Origin of the sequence: Streptomyces sp. NPDC020845, assembly GCF_044334165.1 — a bacterium.
Taxonomy (GTDB): domain Bacteria; phylum Actinomycetota; class Actinomycetes; order Streptomycetales; family Streptomycetaceae; genus Streptomyces.
In genome coordinates this window covers 1-17,484 of record NZ_JBIRSJ010000018.1, presented here as the reverse complement: position 1 = coordinate 17,484, position 17,484 = coordinate 1, and the positions used below count along the sequence as shown (strand labels likewise).

The 17,484-nt window shown below is 68.6% G+C and carries 19 protein-coding genes and 2 pseudogenes; 6 read left to right on the top strand and 15 right to left on the bottom strand.

Features of this window, described 5'->3' with window-relative positions; all coding sequences use genetic code 11:
• Positions 1 to 35: 35 nt before the first annotated feature.
• From ACH4U7_RS39975 to ACH4U7_RS39960, 4 genes and pseudogenes are all read right to left on the bottom strand, one after another.
• The gene (locus tag ACH4U7_RS39975) at positions 36 to 737 is read right to left on the bottom strand and encodes an alpha/beta hydrolase (RefSeq protein ID WP_398532689.1); all 702 of its coding nucleotides are present in this window, start codon (positions 735 to 737) and stop codon (positions 36 to 38) included.
• Positions 713 to 844: a hypothetical protein gene (locus tag ACH4U7_RS39970; protein ID WP_398532688.1), complete on the bottom strand. Its 132-nt coding sequence runs from the start codon at positions 842 to 844 to the stop codon at positions 713 to 715. Before ACH4U7_RS39970 ends, ACH4U7_RS39975 begins: the two co-directional genes overlap by 25 nt.
• A complete protein-coding gene (locus ACH4U7_RS39965; RefSeq protein WP_398532687.1) occupies positions 841 to 1,353 on the bottom strand; it encodes a VOC family protein in 513 nt (170 codons plus the stop codon). The genes ACH4U7_RS39970 and ACH4U7_RS39965 overlap by 4 nt, the downstream gene beginning before the upstream one ends.
• A gap of 36 nt (positions 1,354 to 1,389) precedes the next feature.
• Positions 1,390 to 1,985, bottom strand: a pseudogene (locus ACH4U7_RS39960) (SDR family oxidoreductase); the annotation flags it as partial.
• A 98-nt stretch (positions 1,986 to 2,083) separates the two neighbouring features.
• Between ACH4U7_RS39960 and ACH4U7_RS39955 the strand changes: the two are divergent.
• Positions 2,084 to 2,446 (top strand): helix-turn-helix domain-containing protein, encoded by a 363-nt coding sequence (locus ACH4U7_RS39955; protein WP_398532871.1) that lies wholly within the window; start codon positions 2,084 to 2,086, stop codon positions 2,444 to 2,446.
• A 308-nt stretch (positions 2,447 to 2,754) separates the two neighbouring features.
• On the top strand, positions 2,755 to 3,903 hold the full coding sequence (locus tag ACH4U7_RS39950) for a serine hydrolase domain-containing protein (protein ID WP_398532686.1): 1,149 nt from the start codon (positions 2,755 to 2,757) through the stop codon (positions 3,901 to 3,903).
• On the opposite strand, the gene ACH4U7_RS39945 is transcribed toward ACH4U7_RS39950, so the two are convergent.
• The 6 genes from ACH4U7_RS39945 to ACH4U7_RS39920 all read right to left on the bottom strand — a co-directional run bounded on the left by ACH4U7_RS39945 (position 3,900) and on the right by ACH4U7_RS39920 (position 7,235).
• Positions 3,900 to 4,292 carry an NUDIX hydrolase gene (locus ACH4U7_RS39945; protein WP_398532685.1) on the bottom strand — a complete coding sequence of 131 codons (393 nt, stop codon included), beginning with the start codon at positions 4,290 to 4,292 and terminating at the stop codon, positions 3,900 to 3,902. The genes ACH4U7_RS39950 and ACH4U7_RS39945 overlap by 4 nt on opposite strands.
• A gap of 94 nt (positions 4,293 to 4,386) precedes the next feature.
• Positions 4,387 to 4,683 (bottom strand): hypothetical protein, encoded by a 297-nt coding sequence (locus ACH4U7_RS39940; protein WP_398532684.1) that lies wholly within the window; start codon positions 4,681 to 4,683, stop codon positions 4,387 to 4,389.
• Entirely contained in the window at positions 4,680 to 5,051 is a 372-nt protein-coding gene (locus ACH4U7_RS39935) for a DUF6247 family protein (RefSeq protein WP_398532683.1), read from the bottom strand. Before ACH4U7_RS39935 ends, ACH4U7_RS39940 begins: the two co-directional genes overlap by 4 nt.
• Positions 5,048 to 5,437, bottom strand: coding sequence for a hypothetical protein (locus tag ACH4U7_RS39930; protein WP_398532682.1), 390 nt, complete (start codon positions 5,435 to 5,437; stop codon positions 5,048 to 5,050). Before ACH4U7_RS39930 ends, ACH4U7_RS39935 begins: the two co-directional genes overlap by 4 nt.
• A gap of 627 nt (positions 5,438 to 6,064) precedes the next feature.
• Complete coding sequence (locus ACH4U7_RS39925; RefSeq protein ID WP_398532870.1) at positions 6,065 to 6,553, bottom strand: DinB family protein; 489 nt, start codon at positions 6,551 to 6,553, stop codon at positions 6,065 to 6,067.
• A gap of 55 nt (positions 6,554 to 6,608) precedes the next feature.
• Complete coding sequence (locus ACH4U7_RS39920; RefSeq protein ID WP_398532681.1) at positions 6,609 to 7,235, bottom strand: class I SAM-dependent methyltransferase; 627 nt, start codon at positions 7,233 to 7,235, stop codon at positions 6,609 to 6,611.
• An 88-nt stretch (positions 7,236 to 7,323) separates the two neighbouring features.
• Here ACH4U7_RS39920 and ACH4U7_RS39915 point away from each other — a divergent pair, with 88 nt between their 5' ends.
• Positions 7,324 to 7,941: a helix-turn-helix domain-containing protein gene (locus ACH4U7_RS39915; RefSeq protein WP_398532680.1), complete on the top strand. Its 618-nt coding sequence runs from the start codon at positions 7,324 to 7,326 to the stop codon at positions 7,939 to 7,941.
• Positions 7,942 to 8,045: 104 nt separating this feature from the next.
• Here ACH4U7_RS39915 and ACH4U7_RS39910 read toward each other — a convergent pair whose 3' ends face one another.
• Both ACH4U7_RS39910 and ACH4U7_RS39905 read right to left on the bottom strand, forming a co-directional pair.
• Entirely contained in the window at positions 8,046 to 9,350 is a 1,305-nt protein-coding gene (locus ACH4U7_RS39910) for an MFS transporter (protein WP_398532679.1), read from the bottom strand.
• Between the two features lie 393 nt (positions 9,351 to 9,743).
• Complete coding sequence (locus ACH4U7_RS39905) at positions 9,744 to 11,261, bottom strand: hypothetical protein (RefSeq protein ID WP_398532678.1); 1,518 nt, start codon at positions 11,259 to 11,261, stop codon at positions 9,744 to 9,746.
• A gap of 277 nt (positions 11,262 to 11,538) precedes the next feature.
• Between ACH4U7_RS39905 and ACH4U7_RS39900 the strand changes: the two genes are divergently transcribed.
• Positions 11,539 to 12,543 (top strand): hypothetical protein, encoded by a 1,005-nt coding sequence (locus ACH4U7_RS39900; RefSeq protein WP_398532677.1) that lies wholly within the window; start codon positions 11,539 to 11,541, stop codon positions 12,541 to 12,543.
• Positions 12,544 to 12,915: 372 nt separating this feature from the next.
• Here the strand turns inward: ACH4U7_RS39900 and ACH4U7_RS39895 are convergent, their stop codons facing one another.
• Positions 12,916 to 13,728 carry a helix-turn-helix domain-containing protein gene (locus tag ACH4U7_RS39895; protein ID WP_398532676.1) on the bottom strand — a complete coding sequence of 271 codons (813 nt, stop codon included), beginning with the start codon at positions 13,726 to 13,728 and terminating at the stop codon, positions 12,916 to 12,918.
• A gap of 163 nt (positions 13,729 to 13,891) precedes the next feature.
• On the opposite strand from ACH4U7_RS39895, the gene ACH4U7_RS39890 reads away from it, so the two are divergent.
• Positions 13,892 to 14,746 carry an alpha/beta fold hydrolase gene (locus ACH4U7_RS39890; protein ID WP_398532675.1) on the top strand — a complete coding sequence of 285 codons (855 nt, stop codon included), beginning with the start codon at positions 13,892 to 13,894 and terminating at the stop codon, positions 14,744 to 14,746.
• A 465-nt stretch (positions 14,747 to 15,211) separates the two neighbouring features.
• Here the strand turns inward: ACH4U7_RS39890 and ACH4U7_RS39885 are convergent, their stop codons facing one another.
• Entirely contained in the window at positions 15,212 to 15,820 is a 609-nt protein-coding gene (locus tag ACH4U7_RS39885) for a TetR/AcrR family transcriptional regulator (RefSeq protein WP_398532674.1), read from the bottom strand.
• A 174-nt stretch (positions 15,821 to 15,994) separates the two neighbouring features.
• On the opposite strand from ACH4U7_RS39885, the gene ACH4U7_RS39880 reads away from it, so the two are divergent.
• Positions 15,995 to 16,708, top strand: coding sequence for an SDR family NAD(P)-dependent oxidoreductase (locus ACH4U7_RS39880; protein WP_398532673.1), 714 nt, complete (start codon positions 15,995 to 15,997; stop codon positions 16,706 to 16,708).
• On the opposite strand, the pseudogene ACH4U7_RS39875 reads toward ACH4U7_RS39880, so the two are convergent.
• Positions 16,693 to 16,964: pseudogene (locus ACH4U7_RS39875) on the bottom strand (hypothetical protein); the annotation flags it as partial. The gene ACH4U7_RS39880 and the pseudogene ACH4U7_RS39875 sit on opposite strands and share 16 nt — an antisense overlap.
• Between the last annotated feature and the right edge of the window lie 520 nt (positions 16,965 to 17,484).

Here is a 17,484-nt window from a genome sequence, read left to right as displayed (position 1 = left end):
GGTGGTGTACGCGGCGAAGTGGCCCCCGGGGATCGTCACCAGTTGCTTCGGTTCCAGCGCGCGGTTGTAGCGGTGAGTCCGGTGTCGGTGAGGGTGACGGTGTCCTGCTCGCCGACGATCATCAGCAGCGGTGTGGGGGAGACGCGGTCGATGAAGACGCCCGGCTCGTACATGCGTGCCTTGCGGGTGGAGCGGACGGTGACGCTGTTGTCCCAGCGTGTTCCTTGGGGGAGTTCCTGGAGGTAGAAGTCGACGGCATCCTGGGCGCGGTAGGAGGCGGCCACGGCTGGATCGGCGCTGACCAGGGCCTGGGTGCGCGGCGCCTCGCCGGTCAGCTGGGCACGCTCATCGGCGTCGAGGGCGGTCTCCAGGGCGGCGATGTTGTCGGGGGCGACACGTCGCCTGGACTGCTCGAAGCCGCTGATGGTGGGCACCTGGGCGACGACGGCCTTCAGACGGCGGTCGGTGGCGCCGAGCACGATCGCGTGTCCGCCGGCATAGCTGGCCCCCCCAAGGCCGATCCGGTCGGCGTCGACCTCGGGTCGCGATTCCAGGTAGGTGATGGCGCGCCGCCAGTCCTCGATCTGTTTCCAGGGGTCGATGTCCTGGCGCGGGGTACCGTCGCTGGCGCCGAAGGTGCGGTGGTCGTGGACCAGGGCGGCGAAGCCGGCCTCGGCGAACGCACCGGCGAGGCGGAGAAGCGCCATTTCCTTCACCGCGCCGTACCCATGGGCCATGGTGATCGCCGGGTGTCGGCCGGGCCGGCCGGGAACGTACCGTGCCCGCGCAAGGTCACGCCGTCGGGCGCCGCGAACTCGCTGTCGAGGTGAGTGGACTGGCTCATAGCTGCTTCCTCCGGATGGTGCGGCCGGTTCGTAGGATGTGTCGTTCACACCTCCCACGTTGCGCCGTGCAGCACGCGCCCGCCAATGTGTCTGCCGCGCCGACTGCGTGCACGAGGGCGCGGTGGTGCGCCGTAAGGCGTAAGGCCGACCGGAGGCAGAAGGGATGTCCGGCCGGGCTGGCGTAGACCCGGCCGCCCTTCTGCGAGGCGGGGTCGACGTCCTCAGTGGGATGCAGCCGACGTGCACCTGCCTCAAGCGCCAGCCTGTTCGCGGCCGCGAGGTCGTCCGTCGTCAGATCGACGTGCATCTGCTGCGAGTTGTCCTCTGGCCACTGCGGGGGGACATGCCCCGGAGCCAGCTGGATCACGAACACCGGGAATCCGTCGATCCGGAGGAAGTGGCGGGTTGCGGTCTTCGCGATCGAGCCGCCGAGCAGCCGATGCCAGAACGCAGTCTCGGGCTCCAGATCGGCGGCATCGATGATCACTGCGCTGAGGTTGATGTTCATCCTTGTTCTCCGTCCTGCTCCTACCTGACCTCGAAGTCACACCACCGGGATGATGCCGCCGTCGACCCGGAACTCGGCTCCTGTGAGCCACTTCGCGCGGTCGGATGCGAGGAACGCGATCATCTCTGCCACGTCCTCGGGATCGCCGGGTCGGCCCATCGGCACGTTCAGGTGATCTACGACCTGTTGCTGTACCTCCTCCACGCCAACGCCCTGTCGATCGGCGATCCGCTGGAGGTGTTGGACGGCTCCCTCGGTGGCCACAAAGCCGGCATGACACAGACCACGCGCACCCCGTGCTCGCCCACCTCGGTCGCCAACTCGCGGCTGTAGGCACTGAGCGCCGCCTTCGCGGCCTTCGCGGCCGCGTAGGACGCCTCGGTGCGCTGGGCAGACGACTCGCGATCGACGAGACGTGCACGACGACGCCGGAACCCCGCTCACATCCCCGGGACCGGGGCCCGGTCGAGCTGGACGGCACTGAGCAGGTTCATCGCCGGGTCCGCATGCCACGACTGGTCGGACCGCTTCAGCGTCGACATCGGGACGCTCGCGGCGCCCGCATTGTTGACCAGGACATCCACCCCACCGACGCTGTCGATGACCCGTCGGCCGAGCTCCGCTACTCCCCGGAAATTATACGTAACCTGAACCAGATTCACCTTATGGGGGTACCGTTGCTGTTGTACGTCCGCTGCGCGCTGATGCGCGAGGTAACCGCGAGGCGCTCCTGGCCGCGGCGCGGGAGGCATTCCTCACTGGCGAGACCGATGCTCACGTCAAAGAGATCGCCCGGCGAGCCGGAGTGGCGGGCGGGACGCTCTACCGCCACTTCGAGACACGCGAAGCCCTTGTCGAGGATTCACCGATCTTCGACGACGCCCGCACACAGATGGCACAGGCTCCCGACCAGCTACTCAAGGCGGGCACGGCGGCCGGCACCATCGGTGGTGGCGTCAGCGGGCACACACTGCTGCGCGCGCTGGGAGGCATCTGCGGAATGCACGCCACGGAGGGCTGGCAGGACGAAGCCGTGCGCATCACGGCGATCCTCTTCGGCGGCCTGCGTTTCGGCGCACAGAACGCCGGCTGAGCCGACGCCTGTTGCACTGACATTGGCGTGCTGATCACCTGGTACTCCAGCCGCGGATCGCTATCTCCGCTGTTCAGAGCCGACCAGGAGGGGGAGGCCTTCGCGTTCCTACGGGGCCCTACGGGGGGTAACCCCAGGCGCCGCCCTGAGGACAGCGCATCGGCGCGTCAGGGGGAGAGCTGGATGGGCCGATCCCCTCTCCGCTGGTGGGATGGTCTGCGACCGCCGGCTCCGGGGCGAAACAGTCGCGGGCCACAGCCTGAGCGGTCCCTGAACGCACAGGCAACCCGAACGGGAAAGGGATCATCATGCATGTGTTACGAAGGCGTCGGCGAGGCCCGCTCGTCCTGACCAGCCTGGGCGCGGTCCTCCTTGTCGCGTCGACCGGGCTGACGGCGGCGGCGAAGCCGCAGCAGGCGGATCCGCTCCAGCAGCAGGTGGACGCGATCCATGACACCGGGGCCGTCGGTGTGCTCGCCGAGGTGACGTCACCGGACACACGTAACAGCGCGCGCGCCGGGACGGCCGAGAGGGGCACCGGGAGGCCGATGCCACGGAACGGCAGGTTTCGGATCGGCAGCGCCGCCAAGACCTTCACCGCCACGGTCGTGCTGCAACTCGTCGGCGAGGGGCGAATGTCCCTGGAAGACACCGTCGGGCAGTGGCTGCCGGGAGTGGTCCGGGGTAACGGCAACGACGGCAGTCGGATCACCGTGCGGCAGCTGCTGCAGCACACCAGCGGCATCCGTGACGTCCTGCCGGAGATACCCGCGTTGAACAGCGCGGACGGTTATCGAGCCGAGCGGTTCCGCACCTACACCCCCGAGGAGTTGGTGCGGCTGGCGATTCAGCAGCCTCCCAACTTCTCCCCGGGCGCCGGCTGGTCGTACTCCAACACCAACTACATTCTCGCCGCGATGATCATCCACGAGGTCACCGGCCGGAGTTGGGCGAAGGAGGTGAACGACCGGATCATCCGCCCGCTGGGCCTGAGGGACACCAGTACGCCCGGCGTCTTCCCCTTCATCCTGGGCCCGCACGCCCACAGCTACGCCGCGTTCGGCACCCGCACCCGCATCGACGTCACGGCGCTCAATTCGAGTATGGCCGTCGGCTCCGGCTCGATCATCAGCACCACGCACGACCTGAACCGGTTCTACACCGCACTGCTCGGCGGCCGTCTGCTGGCTCCGGCGCAGCTCGACGAGATGACGACCACCAAGCCCGCGCCCGAGCTGGGCGTGAGGTACGGACTCGGTCTGGGCGAGATCCCGTTGTCCTGTGGTGGCAGCTACTTCGGTCACCCGGGCGAACTGCTCGGCTATCGCACCTGGGGTGGGGTCACCCGAGACGGGGCCCGGACCGCCGTGGTGTACGTCACCAGTGATGGTGGCCAGGGTACCCAGCAGGCCATGAGCACGCTCGTGGACCAGGAGCTGTGCCGGACGCGCTCCTAGTACTCCGGTCTGGTTCGCGATCCATGTGCGGGATGGGTCGTTGAGGCGGCGTCGGCAGTGACCGCGTCGGGCTGCTTGCCGCTCCTGGGCAGGTAGTCGAAGTGCCCGACGAACTCGTCGATGGGCGCAACCGTCAGCCCGGTTTCTTCGGCGACTTTGCCCCGTAGGGCCTCGATCAAGGACTCGCAGGTGTCCACGCCGTCGGCGGGGAGCTCCCACAGGCTGCCGACGTAGTCATCGGCCGAGCGGTGCAGCAGCACCTTTCCGTCCGGAGCGGCGATGACTGGCGCCGACGACGGTCTTCTCGACGCAGTCGCGCTCAGCGGCAGAGAACTCTGCGGTCGAGCGCCTGTACCGGCCGCTGCGGTAGCGCACCGTGGACGTCGCATGGGCACGATGTGCAGCAGAACCCCCGTTCCAGCAGCACCCCCGTTCCCGGAACGGGAACGGGGCCGCGGTCCTCGGAAGCGCGCAAGGGGCGGGCTACAGGTCGGCGAACGGCGGGCAGATGTACGTAACGGCGACAAGGCGCAGCCGGGGGAGAGGCAGGACCAGCATGAACCCGTCTTCCAGGACCGACAGGCGCCGCACGCCGCCTGCGACCCCCGGCCTCGGGCCGTCTCCTACGGCCGTGACGTCGATGCCCATCTCGGCCAGGTCCACGAGTTGCCCGGCGAGCCGCTCCACCTCCACAACCACGCGCTTGGACAGCCCCTTCGCCACGTACTCGTAGTCGGGTTCGTACTCCCAGCGCCACCCCTGTCCGGCGTCTTCGGTCACCCGGCGGTCCGCCCGTCGACTCCGGCCTCGGCCGCCGCCTGCGCATGGATGGCGGCCACTTCGGCGGCGATGGCACGCCCCTCGGCCAGATCCTCCACCTGCCCCGCGCGGGCCTCCAGCTCGCTCAGGCGCGCGGCCCGCGCGGGAACGCGCTCGATCGCCACCGTGAGCGCCCACCGCCGCAGGAACCGGCGCATGGGGGCCGCGTCGACCTGGCTGCGGGCGGCCTCCACCGCCGCCGTCCGCTCTGCGTCGAACGCGGCCACCTGGTTCGGCGCAATCTGCACCAGAGCCGCGCGCAGGTCCTCCGCTGTGGTCTTGGGCTGTGGGATCAGGGGCCCGTGCCCGTCCGCTGCTGCTTCGCTCATGCCGCCACGCTCCCTGTGCTCCCTGTGCTCCCTGTGCTCCCTGTGCTTCCGGCGGGAGCCACGGTGATCCGCAGCTCGACGCGCCCCTCGGCATACTCCCTCAGCAGCACCTCACACAGCAGCCCGAACCCGGGAACGCCTCCCCGACGGGCCTGTTCCTGTCTCTTCCACCTGGTCTCGGCCCTCTCGCATACGCTCTCATCGAGGTAGACGCGGCATCCGCCCCGCTCCGCCGTGCCGAATGTGCTGCCAGCCGGAACGGGCGCGTCGAGCGACCCTTCGGCGTACGCCGTCAGGAGCGCCTCAAGGACCCGCGAGCGGGCGCGGGCCAGGCCGTCGTCCTCGGCTCGCTGCTTCACCTGCTGCTTCCACAGGTCCGTGTCCATCCAGACCAGGCGGCCAGGGCGCGCCGTGCTGTCGGCGGCTCTCACGCTTCCTCCATCGGGTGCCGGTAACGGCGCGTCCCGCCAAGACTAGACTTTCAAGGTCTAGCAATCAACGCTCCGGACCGCGCCGGGAGCGCTGATGCGACGAGAAGTGCGACCGGAGGAGCGACCTGCGCACCCAGAGGGCATGAGGTCGAGGCGTACCCGGCCCGAGGGCGGGTTCCAGCCGACGAAACCGTAGGCGAGCGACGGCTGCCCGTCTTGGTCGGTGAGCAGCCCGAGAGCCAGTGTCTCTTGGCACAGGGTGTCGAGGAAAGCTGGCAGAGGGTCGGCTCGCCCAGATCTGAGACGGGTGCCGTGACGGACAGCCGCCGCAGCGTGGGAAGAGCGGTCAGCGGGCCGAGATCCTTCAGGACAGGTGAACGGACGACAAGCCCCCCCGCAGCCCACGCAACCGTGCCAGGGGCCGCAGATCGGTGAGGCGTTGACCCTCCGACCTGGGCCAGCCGCACCAGGTACAGCGGCACGGCGACCACGATCAGCACCCATATCGCGGCCCTCTGCCCGCATAATGCTCCGCGCCTACCCAGTTGCTGAGCCCCTCACTTCGCCGGGGGAGAAGGCGGATCAGCGGCCGGTCGAGCCGTCGATCAGTTCGCGGAGGATGTCCGCGTGGCCCGCGTGACGGCCGGTCTCCTCGATCATGTGGGTCAGCGCCCAGCGGACGCTGGGAGCGGGGCGCCCCGGTCGCGGTCGGGGGACCGGGGCGCCGAGATCGGTGCATCCGTCGAGAACGTCGTTCGCGCGCTCGACCGTTTCTCGGTAGCGGGCCACGATATCGGCCACACCGTCCGCCGGTGCGGCCTGGAACGTCGCCTGCCAGTTGGTGACGTCGTCCCCGAGAAACATCGAGCGCTCGACGAAAGTCAGGTGGTTGAGCAGGCCGAGCAGGTTCGTGCCCGACGGCACTGCGGCTGTTCGCACCTGCGGCTCGGGGGCACCGTCGACCTTCGTAGCGATCGAAGTCCGGAGGTAGTCGAGAAATGTGCGCAGGACCTCGATCTCGCTGCTTCCGGTCCGGGGCGGCGGGGTGTCGCTGCGGCGGTTGTGGCGCATGGTGCTGGACAACAGTGGTCACCTTCCTTCGTCGTCGGGAGCGCCGACCACCGTGTCAGGCGGTGCGACGGATGAGGAGAACATGGTCGGTGACCTCGGCGGTGCGCCCGCCCGGTCCAGTCGCGATCCGGCGCGGTGCGTCGGCCCGCTCGACCGTCCATGTCTCCGGGGCCAAATCGATACCGGCGGCGACCTCCTGCGGGCTCGGGTACTGAGTATCGGGGTCCTGGTTCCACGACCACGGAGCGGTCGAGCCGTGGTCGACGACCAGCAGCCGCCCGCCCGGGCGCAGTGCGTGCGCGGCCGAGCGCAGGACGGCTGCCCGGTCCAGGTCACAGGGGGTGTGCAGATAGTGGGCGCAGATCAGGTCGAATCCGCCGGGCGGGAAAGACGTGTGCAAGTCGTGGCGCACGGCGATGACGCGATCGCCCAGGCCGTGTGCGCGGGCGAGGGTGGCGAGCCGCTCGACCGCCACGGCCGAGATGTCGACGGCGGTGACCTGCCACCCCTGACCGGCGAGCCACAGCGCGTCGCCGCCGGCGCCACATCCGAGGTCCAACGCGTCACCGGGCGGCAGGCCCGTCACCGTCTCGGTGAGGCGAACATTCGGCTGCGGGTCGCCGGCTGCGGGCCGGGCCGCATAGACGCCGTCCCAGAACGCGACCGCATCGGTGGTGCTCATCAAGACTCCTTGTGTCGGTGGGCGCCCAGTCTTGCCAGGCACACCACGGCTTGGCACGAAAACTTGCGGTAACGGCAAGATGGGCCGCATGGACCCCAAGACAGACGACGACGTGCTCGACTCGGTGGGGCCGCGGCTCCGTGCGCTGCGCCGTGACCGCGGCATCACCCTCGCCGACCTCGCCGCGACGACCGGCGTGTCGGAGAGCACCCTGTCCCGGCTGGAGAGCGGACAGCGCCGGCCGAGCCTGGAATTGCTGCTGCCGCTGGCCCGTATCTACGACGTTCCGCTGGACGACCTCGTCGGTGCCCCGCGCACGGGCGACCCCCGGATCCATCTCAAGCCGATCAGACGGTACGGGATGACCTTTGTGCCCCTGTCCCGGCGACCGGGCGGGGTGCACGCCTTCAAGATGATCATTCCCGCCCGGCCAGAACCGCTCGAACCGACCCCGCAGACCCACGAAGGCTTCGAATGGCTCTATGTGCTCAACGGCCACCTGCGACTCGTGATCGGCGAGCGCGACCTGACGTTGCCGCCCGGTGAGGCAGCCGAGTTCGACACGTCCTTGCCGCACTGGCTGGGCAGTGCCGATGGCGGCGTGGTCGAGCTTCTCATCCTGTTCGGCCTGCAAGGGCTGCGTGCGCACGTACGCACCGAACCTCACCGGTCGTCTCAGACCTCTCAGACCGGGCCCCAGCGATGAACTCGGCGAGAGCCTCTTCGAGGCCCAGGAGACCGAGGCAACCGCACAGCGATGGCCACGATCGCTGACGGAGTTGTGTCGGCTGTTCGCGGCGATAGAAGCCGTCAGGCAGGCGGGGCCGGAGTCTCCGGCGGGGCAGGAAGCGTCCGTCCCAGGCGGGCGAGTGGGGACAGGGCCATCAGCGCCGGCGACAGCAGCATGCCTGCGGCTGTCACCAGGAGGCTGGTGCGCGTCCCCCACACTTCCGCGAGAAAGCCGCCGAGCAGCGAGCCGAGCGGGGTCAGCCCCATGCCGACAAAGTTGATCGTCGCGGCCGCGCGGCCTTGCATCCCGTCCGGAGTAACGGTCTGCCGGACGGCCATGACCGTGACATTCACCAGCTGGCTGAAGGTCCCGAAGACGAAGTTGACCGTAAGAAGCGCGGGAACCGTCACCACAGCGGGGCCGTGCAGTGCAGGCACAAACAGGAACACGCCGTCGCCGAGTGCTGCCGCGGACACGAGCACAGCGCCATATCCGAAGCGGCTCGGTAGGCGGGCGGCCAGCAGCGAGCCCAGCAGCGCGCCCGGTCCCGTCGCCGCGAGCGCCAGCCCAACGGCGGTGCCCGACAGGTGCAGGTCCCGTGGCAGGTGCAGCAGGTAGACGGTCATCACAGCCGCGAAGAAAAACTGGAAGGCGGCTGATGCGAGGCACACAGTCCGCAGCGAGGTGTCCCTGGCAACAAAGCGGAGGCCCTCATGGATCAGCCGCCAGACCCGAGGCGGACGTTCCGAGCGTTCCGGGATGGATTCGCGGCGACCGATCCGTCGGATCGACAGGAACGACAGCGCGAAAAACACTGCGCTGGAGGCGGCAGCGATCGGCGCCGACAGCACGGACACCAACGCACCGCCGAGGGCGGGACCGCCGATCTGCGCCGCGGACCGGCTGCCCTCGAGTGCGCTGTTGGCCCGTACCAACTGATCGCGTTTCACCAGCCGTACCGAAGACGCCTGGTATGCCACATCGAAGAACACCGACAGAGCCCCGATGGCGAAGGCAACCACGAGCAGCGTCGGCAGGCCGAGCGCACCGAGGAGGCCGGCCATGGCGGCGGCGCCCAGTACGAGGGCCCGACCGGCGTCCGTCAGCACCATCAGCGTGCGGGTTTGCCACCTGTCCACCCACGCGCCGGCGAAGAGCGACAGCAGCAGGATCGGCGCCTGCCCCACCGCGCGCAAGGCGCCCAACTGGCCGGCTCCGGCGTTGAGCGTCAGGACGGCGAAGAGCGGCAGAACCACCAGACTTGTATGTTCGCCCAGTTGGGAGGCCGTCTGGCCCACCCAGAGCCGGCGGAAGTCGCCGTCCCGCCACAGGCTTGACGGAACAGGTCGACCGGAATCGGATACAGCGGAGGAAGAAGACGGCACAGGGACCCCTCGGATGACCGAAGACGAGACCCGCCCACCGGCGCTCGACAGATGCACCGACCGTTTCAGGCAGCGGGAAAGAAAGGCTCGCTATGCCGCGTAGTAAGGGCAGCACGCGATGACAGGCCGCTCACGGCCTCAAACGTCAACGCGTGCTCGGACGACCGACCATGTCTTCGCTCCTCGTGAGTCACTCGCTGCGCGAACACTAGCTTCCGCTCGGCAGAGCACGAAAGGAAATTACGGGCCGGGCAGACGGCGGGAGGAGTGCGGATGTTCCTCAAGGTGCGGCAGCTCATCGCCGTCGAGACGTTCGTGGAACAGGTTGCGGGCCTGACCGAGCCGCGGTGCCGTCTTTCAACGGCAGCAAGGTCGACTCGGCGGGCGGTGCGCTCACTGCTGGCACACCACATCCGACATCACGGCAAGTGGCAGGGACGGGTTGGCCGCCGCTCCTTCCGCTACCTGCCAGTCCGCGTCGGTGAGCAGCTCAGCGATGACCGGTGGCGGGAGTGCTGGGTGGCCCGCGGCTACGGGTCTCGCCCGCTTGTCCGCCAGGCAGGCGAGCAGCGCCGAGGCCGTCGCCCCGCGATGCCGGGCAACCTCACAAAACACTTTCTGCACCGCAGGTTCGTGCCGGAGCAGGTCCTCCAGCAACGCCGGGGGCGCGTCCGGGTTGGTCGCCACCTTGGCCAGGACACGGACACCATGTCGGTCGACCATGGTGCGCAACTGCGCTTCGGTGAGGCCCGGGTGCGGAGCGAGGGCCTTGATCACCTTCGCGTCGGGGTCGTCGGCCAGCCGGTCGCGTATCTCGGGAGGCAAATCGCGTCGTTGAGCCACGAGCATTCGGGTGGCCGGGTCCGTTGACGTGGCCAGCTCTTCGACCTCGGTGGGAGAGGAGGAGGCAATACGGGGCAGAAGGATGGCGCCGATCTTGGTAGTTCGAGCCAGGTGGGTGAGCACGTCGAGCGGTACGCGCGGATGGTGTGCGAGCCTGCGGCGTACGTCGGGGTCACGGTCGGCGGCCAGCGCACGGATCAGGGCATCGTCGATCGCGGGATTATCGGCAAGGTCGGCGCGGACACCGGGAGTAGGGTCCGAGGCGAGCCGTGCGCAGGCCCGCCGGGGCAGGTCCTGGCGGGCGGCGAGCGCCCAGCGCAACTGCATCGACGGATGGTCCACGAAGCCGACGACGGCATCCACGGGGGTGGCAGGGTTACGGAGTGCAGCCTCCCGCATGGCGTGGGCGGTGGACTCGTGGGAGCCGTCGCAGGAGGCGCCCGGCAGCAGATCGCAGTCGGGCCGTAGGCACTGCGGATCGTGAACGAACGGGGTCTGCTCGCGGTCACAGACCAGACAGCGTCGCGCCGCGGGCAGCCCCTCGCCGGTCACCAACGCTGCCAGTGCGGCCGGGGGCGTCGCCTCGTTGCTCGCCACCGCGCGGCGGACCTCGGCGTGCGGATGTGCCGCGAGCCTCGCGGCCATGTCCGGGGTGGTCCACAACGCAAGCTCGGCGACGACACGTACGTCCGGGTCCGCCGCGAGCGTGTCCACCACGTCGGACGGGAGGCCGCGGCAGGCGGCCAGCTTCTCCCGACGCTCACGGACCGGATCCGCCGCGAGGACACGCGCCCACTCCGGGCGGCCGACACCTTGGTCGAGCAGGGCGAGGGCGGCATCCGGCCAGACGGAGGGATCGATGTCGGCGGCGGTCAGCCGACCCTCGTACGCGAGCTGCACCGCGCTCTCGTCGACCCGCTCGGCCAACGCGACCGCCTGCGCACGGCTGAGGTCCGCGCGACAGGCGAGGCCCGTGGCGATGTCGTCGTCCGCGCTGGATATCAGCCGGTCGACCAGCTCGGACGACAGGGCGGGATTGGCGGCGAGCCCGCACAGGATGTGATGCACGGAGACATCCTGCCTGGAGCGTGAATGATGCGTTCAGGATTATGTGATGCCAACGCGCTGCCGGTGGGGCACCCGGACACGTGCTGAGCGTGGTACCTGGCGAGACCCGTCAGCTGAAGCGTTCAGTGAGGTTTTCTCAGTGAAAGTCATCGCCATGAGTTGTTGAGGACGAGGGTGGCTTTGGCGATGGCTCCGATGCGGCTCGGGCTGCTCGTGATGTGGTGGAGTGCCCGGGAGCCGCCCTTTCGTAGTCGGGCTGTCCGGGTAGGCTGCACCGATGGACTCGTCCGCGTGCAACCACGTCCTCTACGTCGACGACCACGGTCCGTATGCGGAGCTGCATCTCACTCTGGAGTGCAGCCGACCCGGCATCGCGACGAGCGACGACGTCAACGAGGACCACTGCGCGGCGGCGCTCGACAGCTGGTTGCACGCGAACCCCGAGCGAATCCTTCTCAAGCTGCTTGTGACAACAAGCCGGGTTCACCATGGTTCGTTTGGCCCGGTCGTCGACGTACTTGCCAGCCGTCAGCCGGAGATCCACCACCTAGGACTGGGCGCCCGCACCTTTCCGGACTTCGGCCGCGGTGACTACATCCCGGAGGATCTGTCGCGCGACGGCTCCTCGTGGAGGCTTTCGGTGACGCTGGAGCGGGTGCTTGCAGCAGTGCCGACTCTTCATGAGCTGGTCGTTCAGTGCAACGACATCGACATGGCGCACGACATCCTGGGCACGAAGCCTCCATCTCCGTTCCCGGAGATGGCACGTCTGCGCCGGCTGGTGCTGCGTGACGAGGCACTCAACCCCGCCGTGGTATCCGCGCTGGGTACGAGCTCCTTTCCACAGCTTGAGTCGCTCGAACTCTGGCTCGGCCACTTCGCATACAGCTGGGGAGGCTCGGCGCGGGACCTGGTCCCGCTGCTGAACAACCCCGGATTCGCGAAACTTCGTCAGCTGGCCCTGGTGAGCGATTTGAAAGACACAGTGGTGGACGTGCTCGCCGAGAGTTCGCTCATCGCACGATTGGAGTCTCTGAGACTGCCGTTTGGCGTGCTCGACGCATCCGGGGCGCTGCGTCTCCGTGACCGCTGGTCCGCCTTCGGCAACTTGCGCCGACTCGATGTCACGGGGAACGGCATTACCGCTGCTGCGGCTCGCGCGCTCCGTGAGATGGCACCCGACGTCGTGGAGTTGGGGGACCAACGGATCCGGGCCGATGACGAGTGGCGCTTCGCGCCGCCGCTGGTCGACCTCTTCGATGCCTGGGCCTCAGCGAGATGATCTTCATGAAACGCGTTGATGTACGTCTTCGTGGGCGCGCGCCGCCCGGATCGCTCGAATTCGCCGCCGGAGCCCCTTGAATGGGCTGTGTGGCACTGGTAGAGGCAAGCAGCGCAAGCACCGTGCTGGGTCGTCTCGGCGAGCGTGGCCGCACTCAAGGGCGACGAGGAGCACGGGCAGTGTCGGGCGGGTAGGGCGGGCCAGTCCGTACGAGTCACCGAGATCGCCGCTCCTGCGAGGATCGGGCCGATCGCGGCGTATTGCCGCGAACCGCGAGGCGGCTCGACGAAGCGGCTCACCTCCGCTCGTGCGCAGAGAACGAGTGCGTGGTTCGGTGTTTCTGCACATGTTCATGATCGCAGTGGGGCCATCTCACCTTCGATCGGCGACCGAGCCGGGATCTGCGGAGACGCGAGGCTGGGCGGGTTTTCCGTGGCTGCTCCATGCGATGTCGTCGACCGTCAGAAATGGCTCGCCGGCCACGGTCGCCGGGGTCACTCCGGTGAACGCCATGACATCCCGATGGAGGTGGGACTGGTCGGCGTAGCCGCCGTCGACCGCGACTCGGGCTGCGCCTTCACCCGCGACCAGGCGGTGCGCGCAATGGTCGAAGCGGACCAGCTTCGCCGCGCGCTTTGGCGGCAGGCCGATCTGCGAGTGGAACCGGGACCACAGGCGCTTCCGGCTCCATCCGACCTCGGCCGCCAACTGGTCGACCCGGACGAGGCCACGACTGACGACGATCCGGTCCCAGGCCCAGGCCACCTCCCGGTCCACGGACGCCCCCGCCTCACGCCTGCGGGCGAGCCACGCGTCCGTCAACGCGAAGCGATCCTCCCACGAGGAGATGTTTCTCAGTCGCTCACAGATCCGTGACACCTCTCGGCCCCACAGGTCGTCGAGGGCCACGGCGCCGTTCAGGTCGGCCGGGGAGGTGCCCAAAACCGCGCGAGCGACAGCCGGGGAGAGGCGTACCTGCACGCACTCGACGTTTTCACCCCACGCGCGAACCACGCCGCCGGACCCGAACCCGGGCCCGGCGACGAGACTTCCCCGCTGCTGCCGCCCAGCGCCATCGTCCACGACGGGAGGGGTGGCCCCGAACTCCAGGATCAGCATCACGGCCGGGTGCGGGACCACCCGCAGGCCGTCCGCGGTCGAGCCGGGCACGCGGAACCCAGCCATGCTGACACCGGCCACCCGGCTGGGCCGCTCCGGACGAGCGACGTCCCACGTAGCCGGATCGTCACGTTCATCCGCAGCGGACCGCATCGTCACATGCTACGCGGCCCGGGGGAGGGAACATTTGTCCAAGACGTGGGCGCGCACTGGCGGCGACGCTGGGCTCATGACTATTCCTGACGGGCAACCGCATGTGAAAGGCAACGCCGAGGCCACTGAGGAGTCGATCCTGCCCCTGGACGGCGGCGACATCCACCTGTGCCAGGACGGCCCCCGCGACGCCCCCGCGCTCCTGCTCATCCACGGGTCTGCCTCCTCGACCCGCTCGTGGGACCTGATGGTTCCTGCGCTGACCGTGTCTCATCGCGTCATCCGGATCGACCTGCTCGGGCACGGCCGGTCAGCCAAACCAGTCGGCCCTGGCTACGAGATCCCCGCGCAGGGACGCCGGGTCGGCGTGGCGCTGGACCGGCTCGGTGTCAGGAACGCCATAGTCGTCGGTCATTCCAGCGGTGGCTATGTCGCCACTGCCCTCGCCGAGCAGCGAGCCGACCTGGTGACCGCGCTCGTGCTCATCAACACCGGACCCCACCTGGGCGCCTTCATCGCACCGGAGTCCGCCGCCATCGCCCCCTCGCAGTGGCCGCCGACCGACGAGCAGATCCGCCAGGTTGCGAGCAGCGGTTTCAGCGCGGGGTTCGAGATCCCACAGGAGATCGTGGACGACTTGCGCGGCATGACCTACCACGCGTTCACCGCGTCAACGCAGGCGGCCCGCGCCTACCTGGAGCAGCAGACGCTCCCGGATCGGCTGACGGCCCTCGGTAAGCCACTGCAGGTGATCTTCGGCGACCAAGACCGCAGATGGCGATCCTCGTCCGCCGCCGACTACCACGCCGTTCCGGGCACGAGAGTCGAGTTGCTGCCCGGCGCCGGACACTCGCCCATTCTGGAGGATGCGCCTCGAACCGCCGCGCTTCTCCTGGCCTTCACCGCGATCCGCGCCGCGCGGGCCGACTAGCCATCCGACGCGGCTACCCCGATCGGGCAGGCAACACCGGTCTCGACCAGCGTCTGCACCGGCCCGTCCGCACCGGTATGGTCGCCACCGATGCCGTGGAGCAGTGCGCCTGCACGCACAAGGGCAGTACCCGGGCTCGCGGCCGGGTGAGCCGGACACATGGGGCCCTTGAGAGCTGTGGTCCACTGACAGGCGTTGACGGCGGGTGGGGGAGTGGTGCTCGGGGCTGCGGGATGTTCGGGCCGCAGTACGGCGAGCGTCCCCTGGGTACGCAGCGCTCCCCACGCCACCGCCGGCTCGGCGGCATCGCGTCGCGCAGCAGCGCGTACGGGCGCGCGGCGTACTGTGACCGGAAACGACTGTCGGGGTGGTGCTGACCGGGTTCAGCGTTACTGGTGATGTGGGTCAGGCCGACGAATTCGGCGCTGCCGGTCCACAGTTTCGGGGCTGGCTGGTCGCTGCGGGTCAGCCACGCACTGCGGCCAGGCACTCGTCGTACAGGTCCATGATGTCGCCCTTGCCGTCGTTGTCGACCCACGTCATAGATGCGGCATCCAGACAGGCGAACGCCGTCGTGATCACTGCACGGGCCCTCGCATCCGCGCTGCCGGCAGTAGCGCCCATACGCGCCTCGATGAGCGGCAGCAGGTCCTCCTGGAAGCGCAGCCGCTTTTCGAGCCAACCAGCACGCAGCGAGGCGGTGTTGTGCAGGAGACGGAACCGCTCCAGGGCCTGTTCGCGGCTGTCGTGCAGGGCCAGTACGGCGGCAACTCCTGCACGCAGGGCCTCCCAGACGCCGACTTCGGCCGGCAGTTCGCTGATCGTGTCTGTCAGGACCTGCCCGAACCGGTCCTGATTGCCGCCGAGAAGGTCCTCCTTGGTGCCGAAGTAGCGGAAGAGGGTGCGCTGGGAGACGCCGGCCTCTCGGGCGATCTGGGCGATGGTCGTCTCGTCGTAGCCCTGCTCGGTGAACAGGCGCAGAGCCGTTTCGAGGATCTCTCGGGAGGCCAGCTGCCGTGTCCGGTCCCACAGCGTGGTCGGTGTACCCGTCGCTGTCTTGGCTTCCTGCTTCATGCCCCCAGGTTAACCCAGTACTGCCAGTGTGACGCTCACACGCAGTTTGGCAGTCGCTGCCAGCAGGTCGTACGCTGTCACCAGGTGACCGTCGCGGCATAGCCCGCTGCCCCACGGACGCGAGCCGCTCACCGATCACCCTCTACCTCCCAGAAGCATGTAAAGGAGCGCATCATGTCTGCACCTGTAGCTTTGATCACCGGTGGAACCAGCGGCATCGGCAAGGCGACCGCTGAGCTGCTCCACTCCCGCGGCTACCGCGTCATGGTCACCGGCGTCAGCAACCTCGCCAACGCCGGACTTCCCGAAGGTGTCACAGTCGTCCGGGCCGACACACGATCCCTGCCGGACATCGACCATGCGATGGAGCAGGCACGTCGGCGATTCGGCTCCCTCGACCTGCTCTTCCTCAACGCGGGCATCTCCCGCCCCGGCCCGATCGAGGCAACCGACGAAGCCGCCTTCGACGCCCTGTTCGACATCAACGTCAAGGGCACCTTCTTCACTCTGCAAAAGGCGCTCCCGCTCCTCAACGAGGGCGCCTCAGTCGTGTTCACCGTGGGCGCCGGTGAAGGGGTCGGAGCCGCCATGACAGCCGCCAAGGGCGCACTGTTGCCCCTCATGCGATCCCTCGCGCTCGAACTCGCCCCCCGCCGCATCCGCGTCAACGCCGTCAGCCCAGGAATCATCAACACCCCTGCCTACAGCAAGATGGGTGTCTCCCAGGAAATGATCGACTCCTGGGCTCGGGACGTCCCGCTTGGCCGCGTCGGCGCTCCCGCCGACATCGCCGAAGCCGTGGCCTTCCTCGCCTCGGACGCCGCCGGCTACATCACCGGCGACAACCTCACCGTCTCCGGAGGCATCGGCGTTCACGCCCGCCCCTGACACGCTGTCCTCTTTGTGAGCCGCTGACCCCAGCGGATGCCCTTCTCGCTGCAGATACGTGCGCGCTCGCGACGCTGGGCGGCGAGGACATCGGGGTGGCGGGCGTGGGCGTTGCGCCGGCACACATAGCGGTGAGGGCAAGAGTCGGCACGGTGTGGTTGGGGTGGCTGGAGTTGGCCAGGGTGAAGCGGCGAAGCGGCCCGAAGTGCGCGTCAAGCGGGTTCGCTCAGGAGGCGTAGGTCGAGGTGAAGCACAGCGCGTAGAAGTAGAAGGGGTGCAATTGACCTCTGTCGATGCCACCGACGCGGGCCACCTCGGTCGCGGCATTCGTGGCCAGCGCCACGACGGCACCGCCCAGCACTGAAGCTTCGCCATCTTCGAACGTGCTGGTCGGGGGCTCTGGCGTGATCGGTTTCGGGGGTGCTCGAGCAGGTCGCGTGCCGATGTCTGCGGCCTTGATCGTCCGTCGTCAGCGGCTGACTTCGAGGTTGGTCAGGACGAGCAGGGCACGCAGGCAGGCGGGAGCGCAGCAGGTCGGCGAGGTAGACGACGGTGTGCGTGGACAGGTTGAGGCGGCACTGGTAAGCCAGGGAGACGGTATCCCCGGCGTGCTCGTTTGTTTTCTTCACACAATTCCAACGGCCGCCGGGGGCATCCCAGTTACACTCATCGCCGCCTCTTAGTGGGCGGTTCGTGAGTCTTTGAGTCGATCTGCTGTCGCCTGATGGTGTGGCGGTGGGGCGGAATCTGCCGGTCCGCGGTTGGTGGTCTGGTGA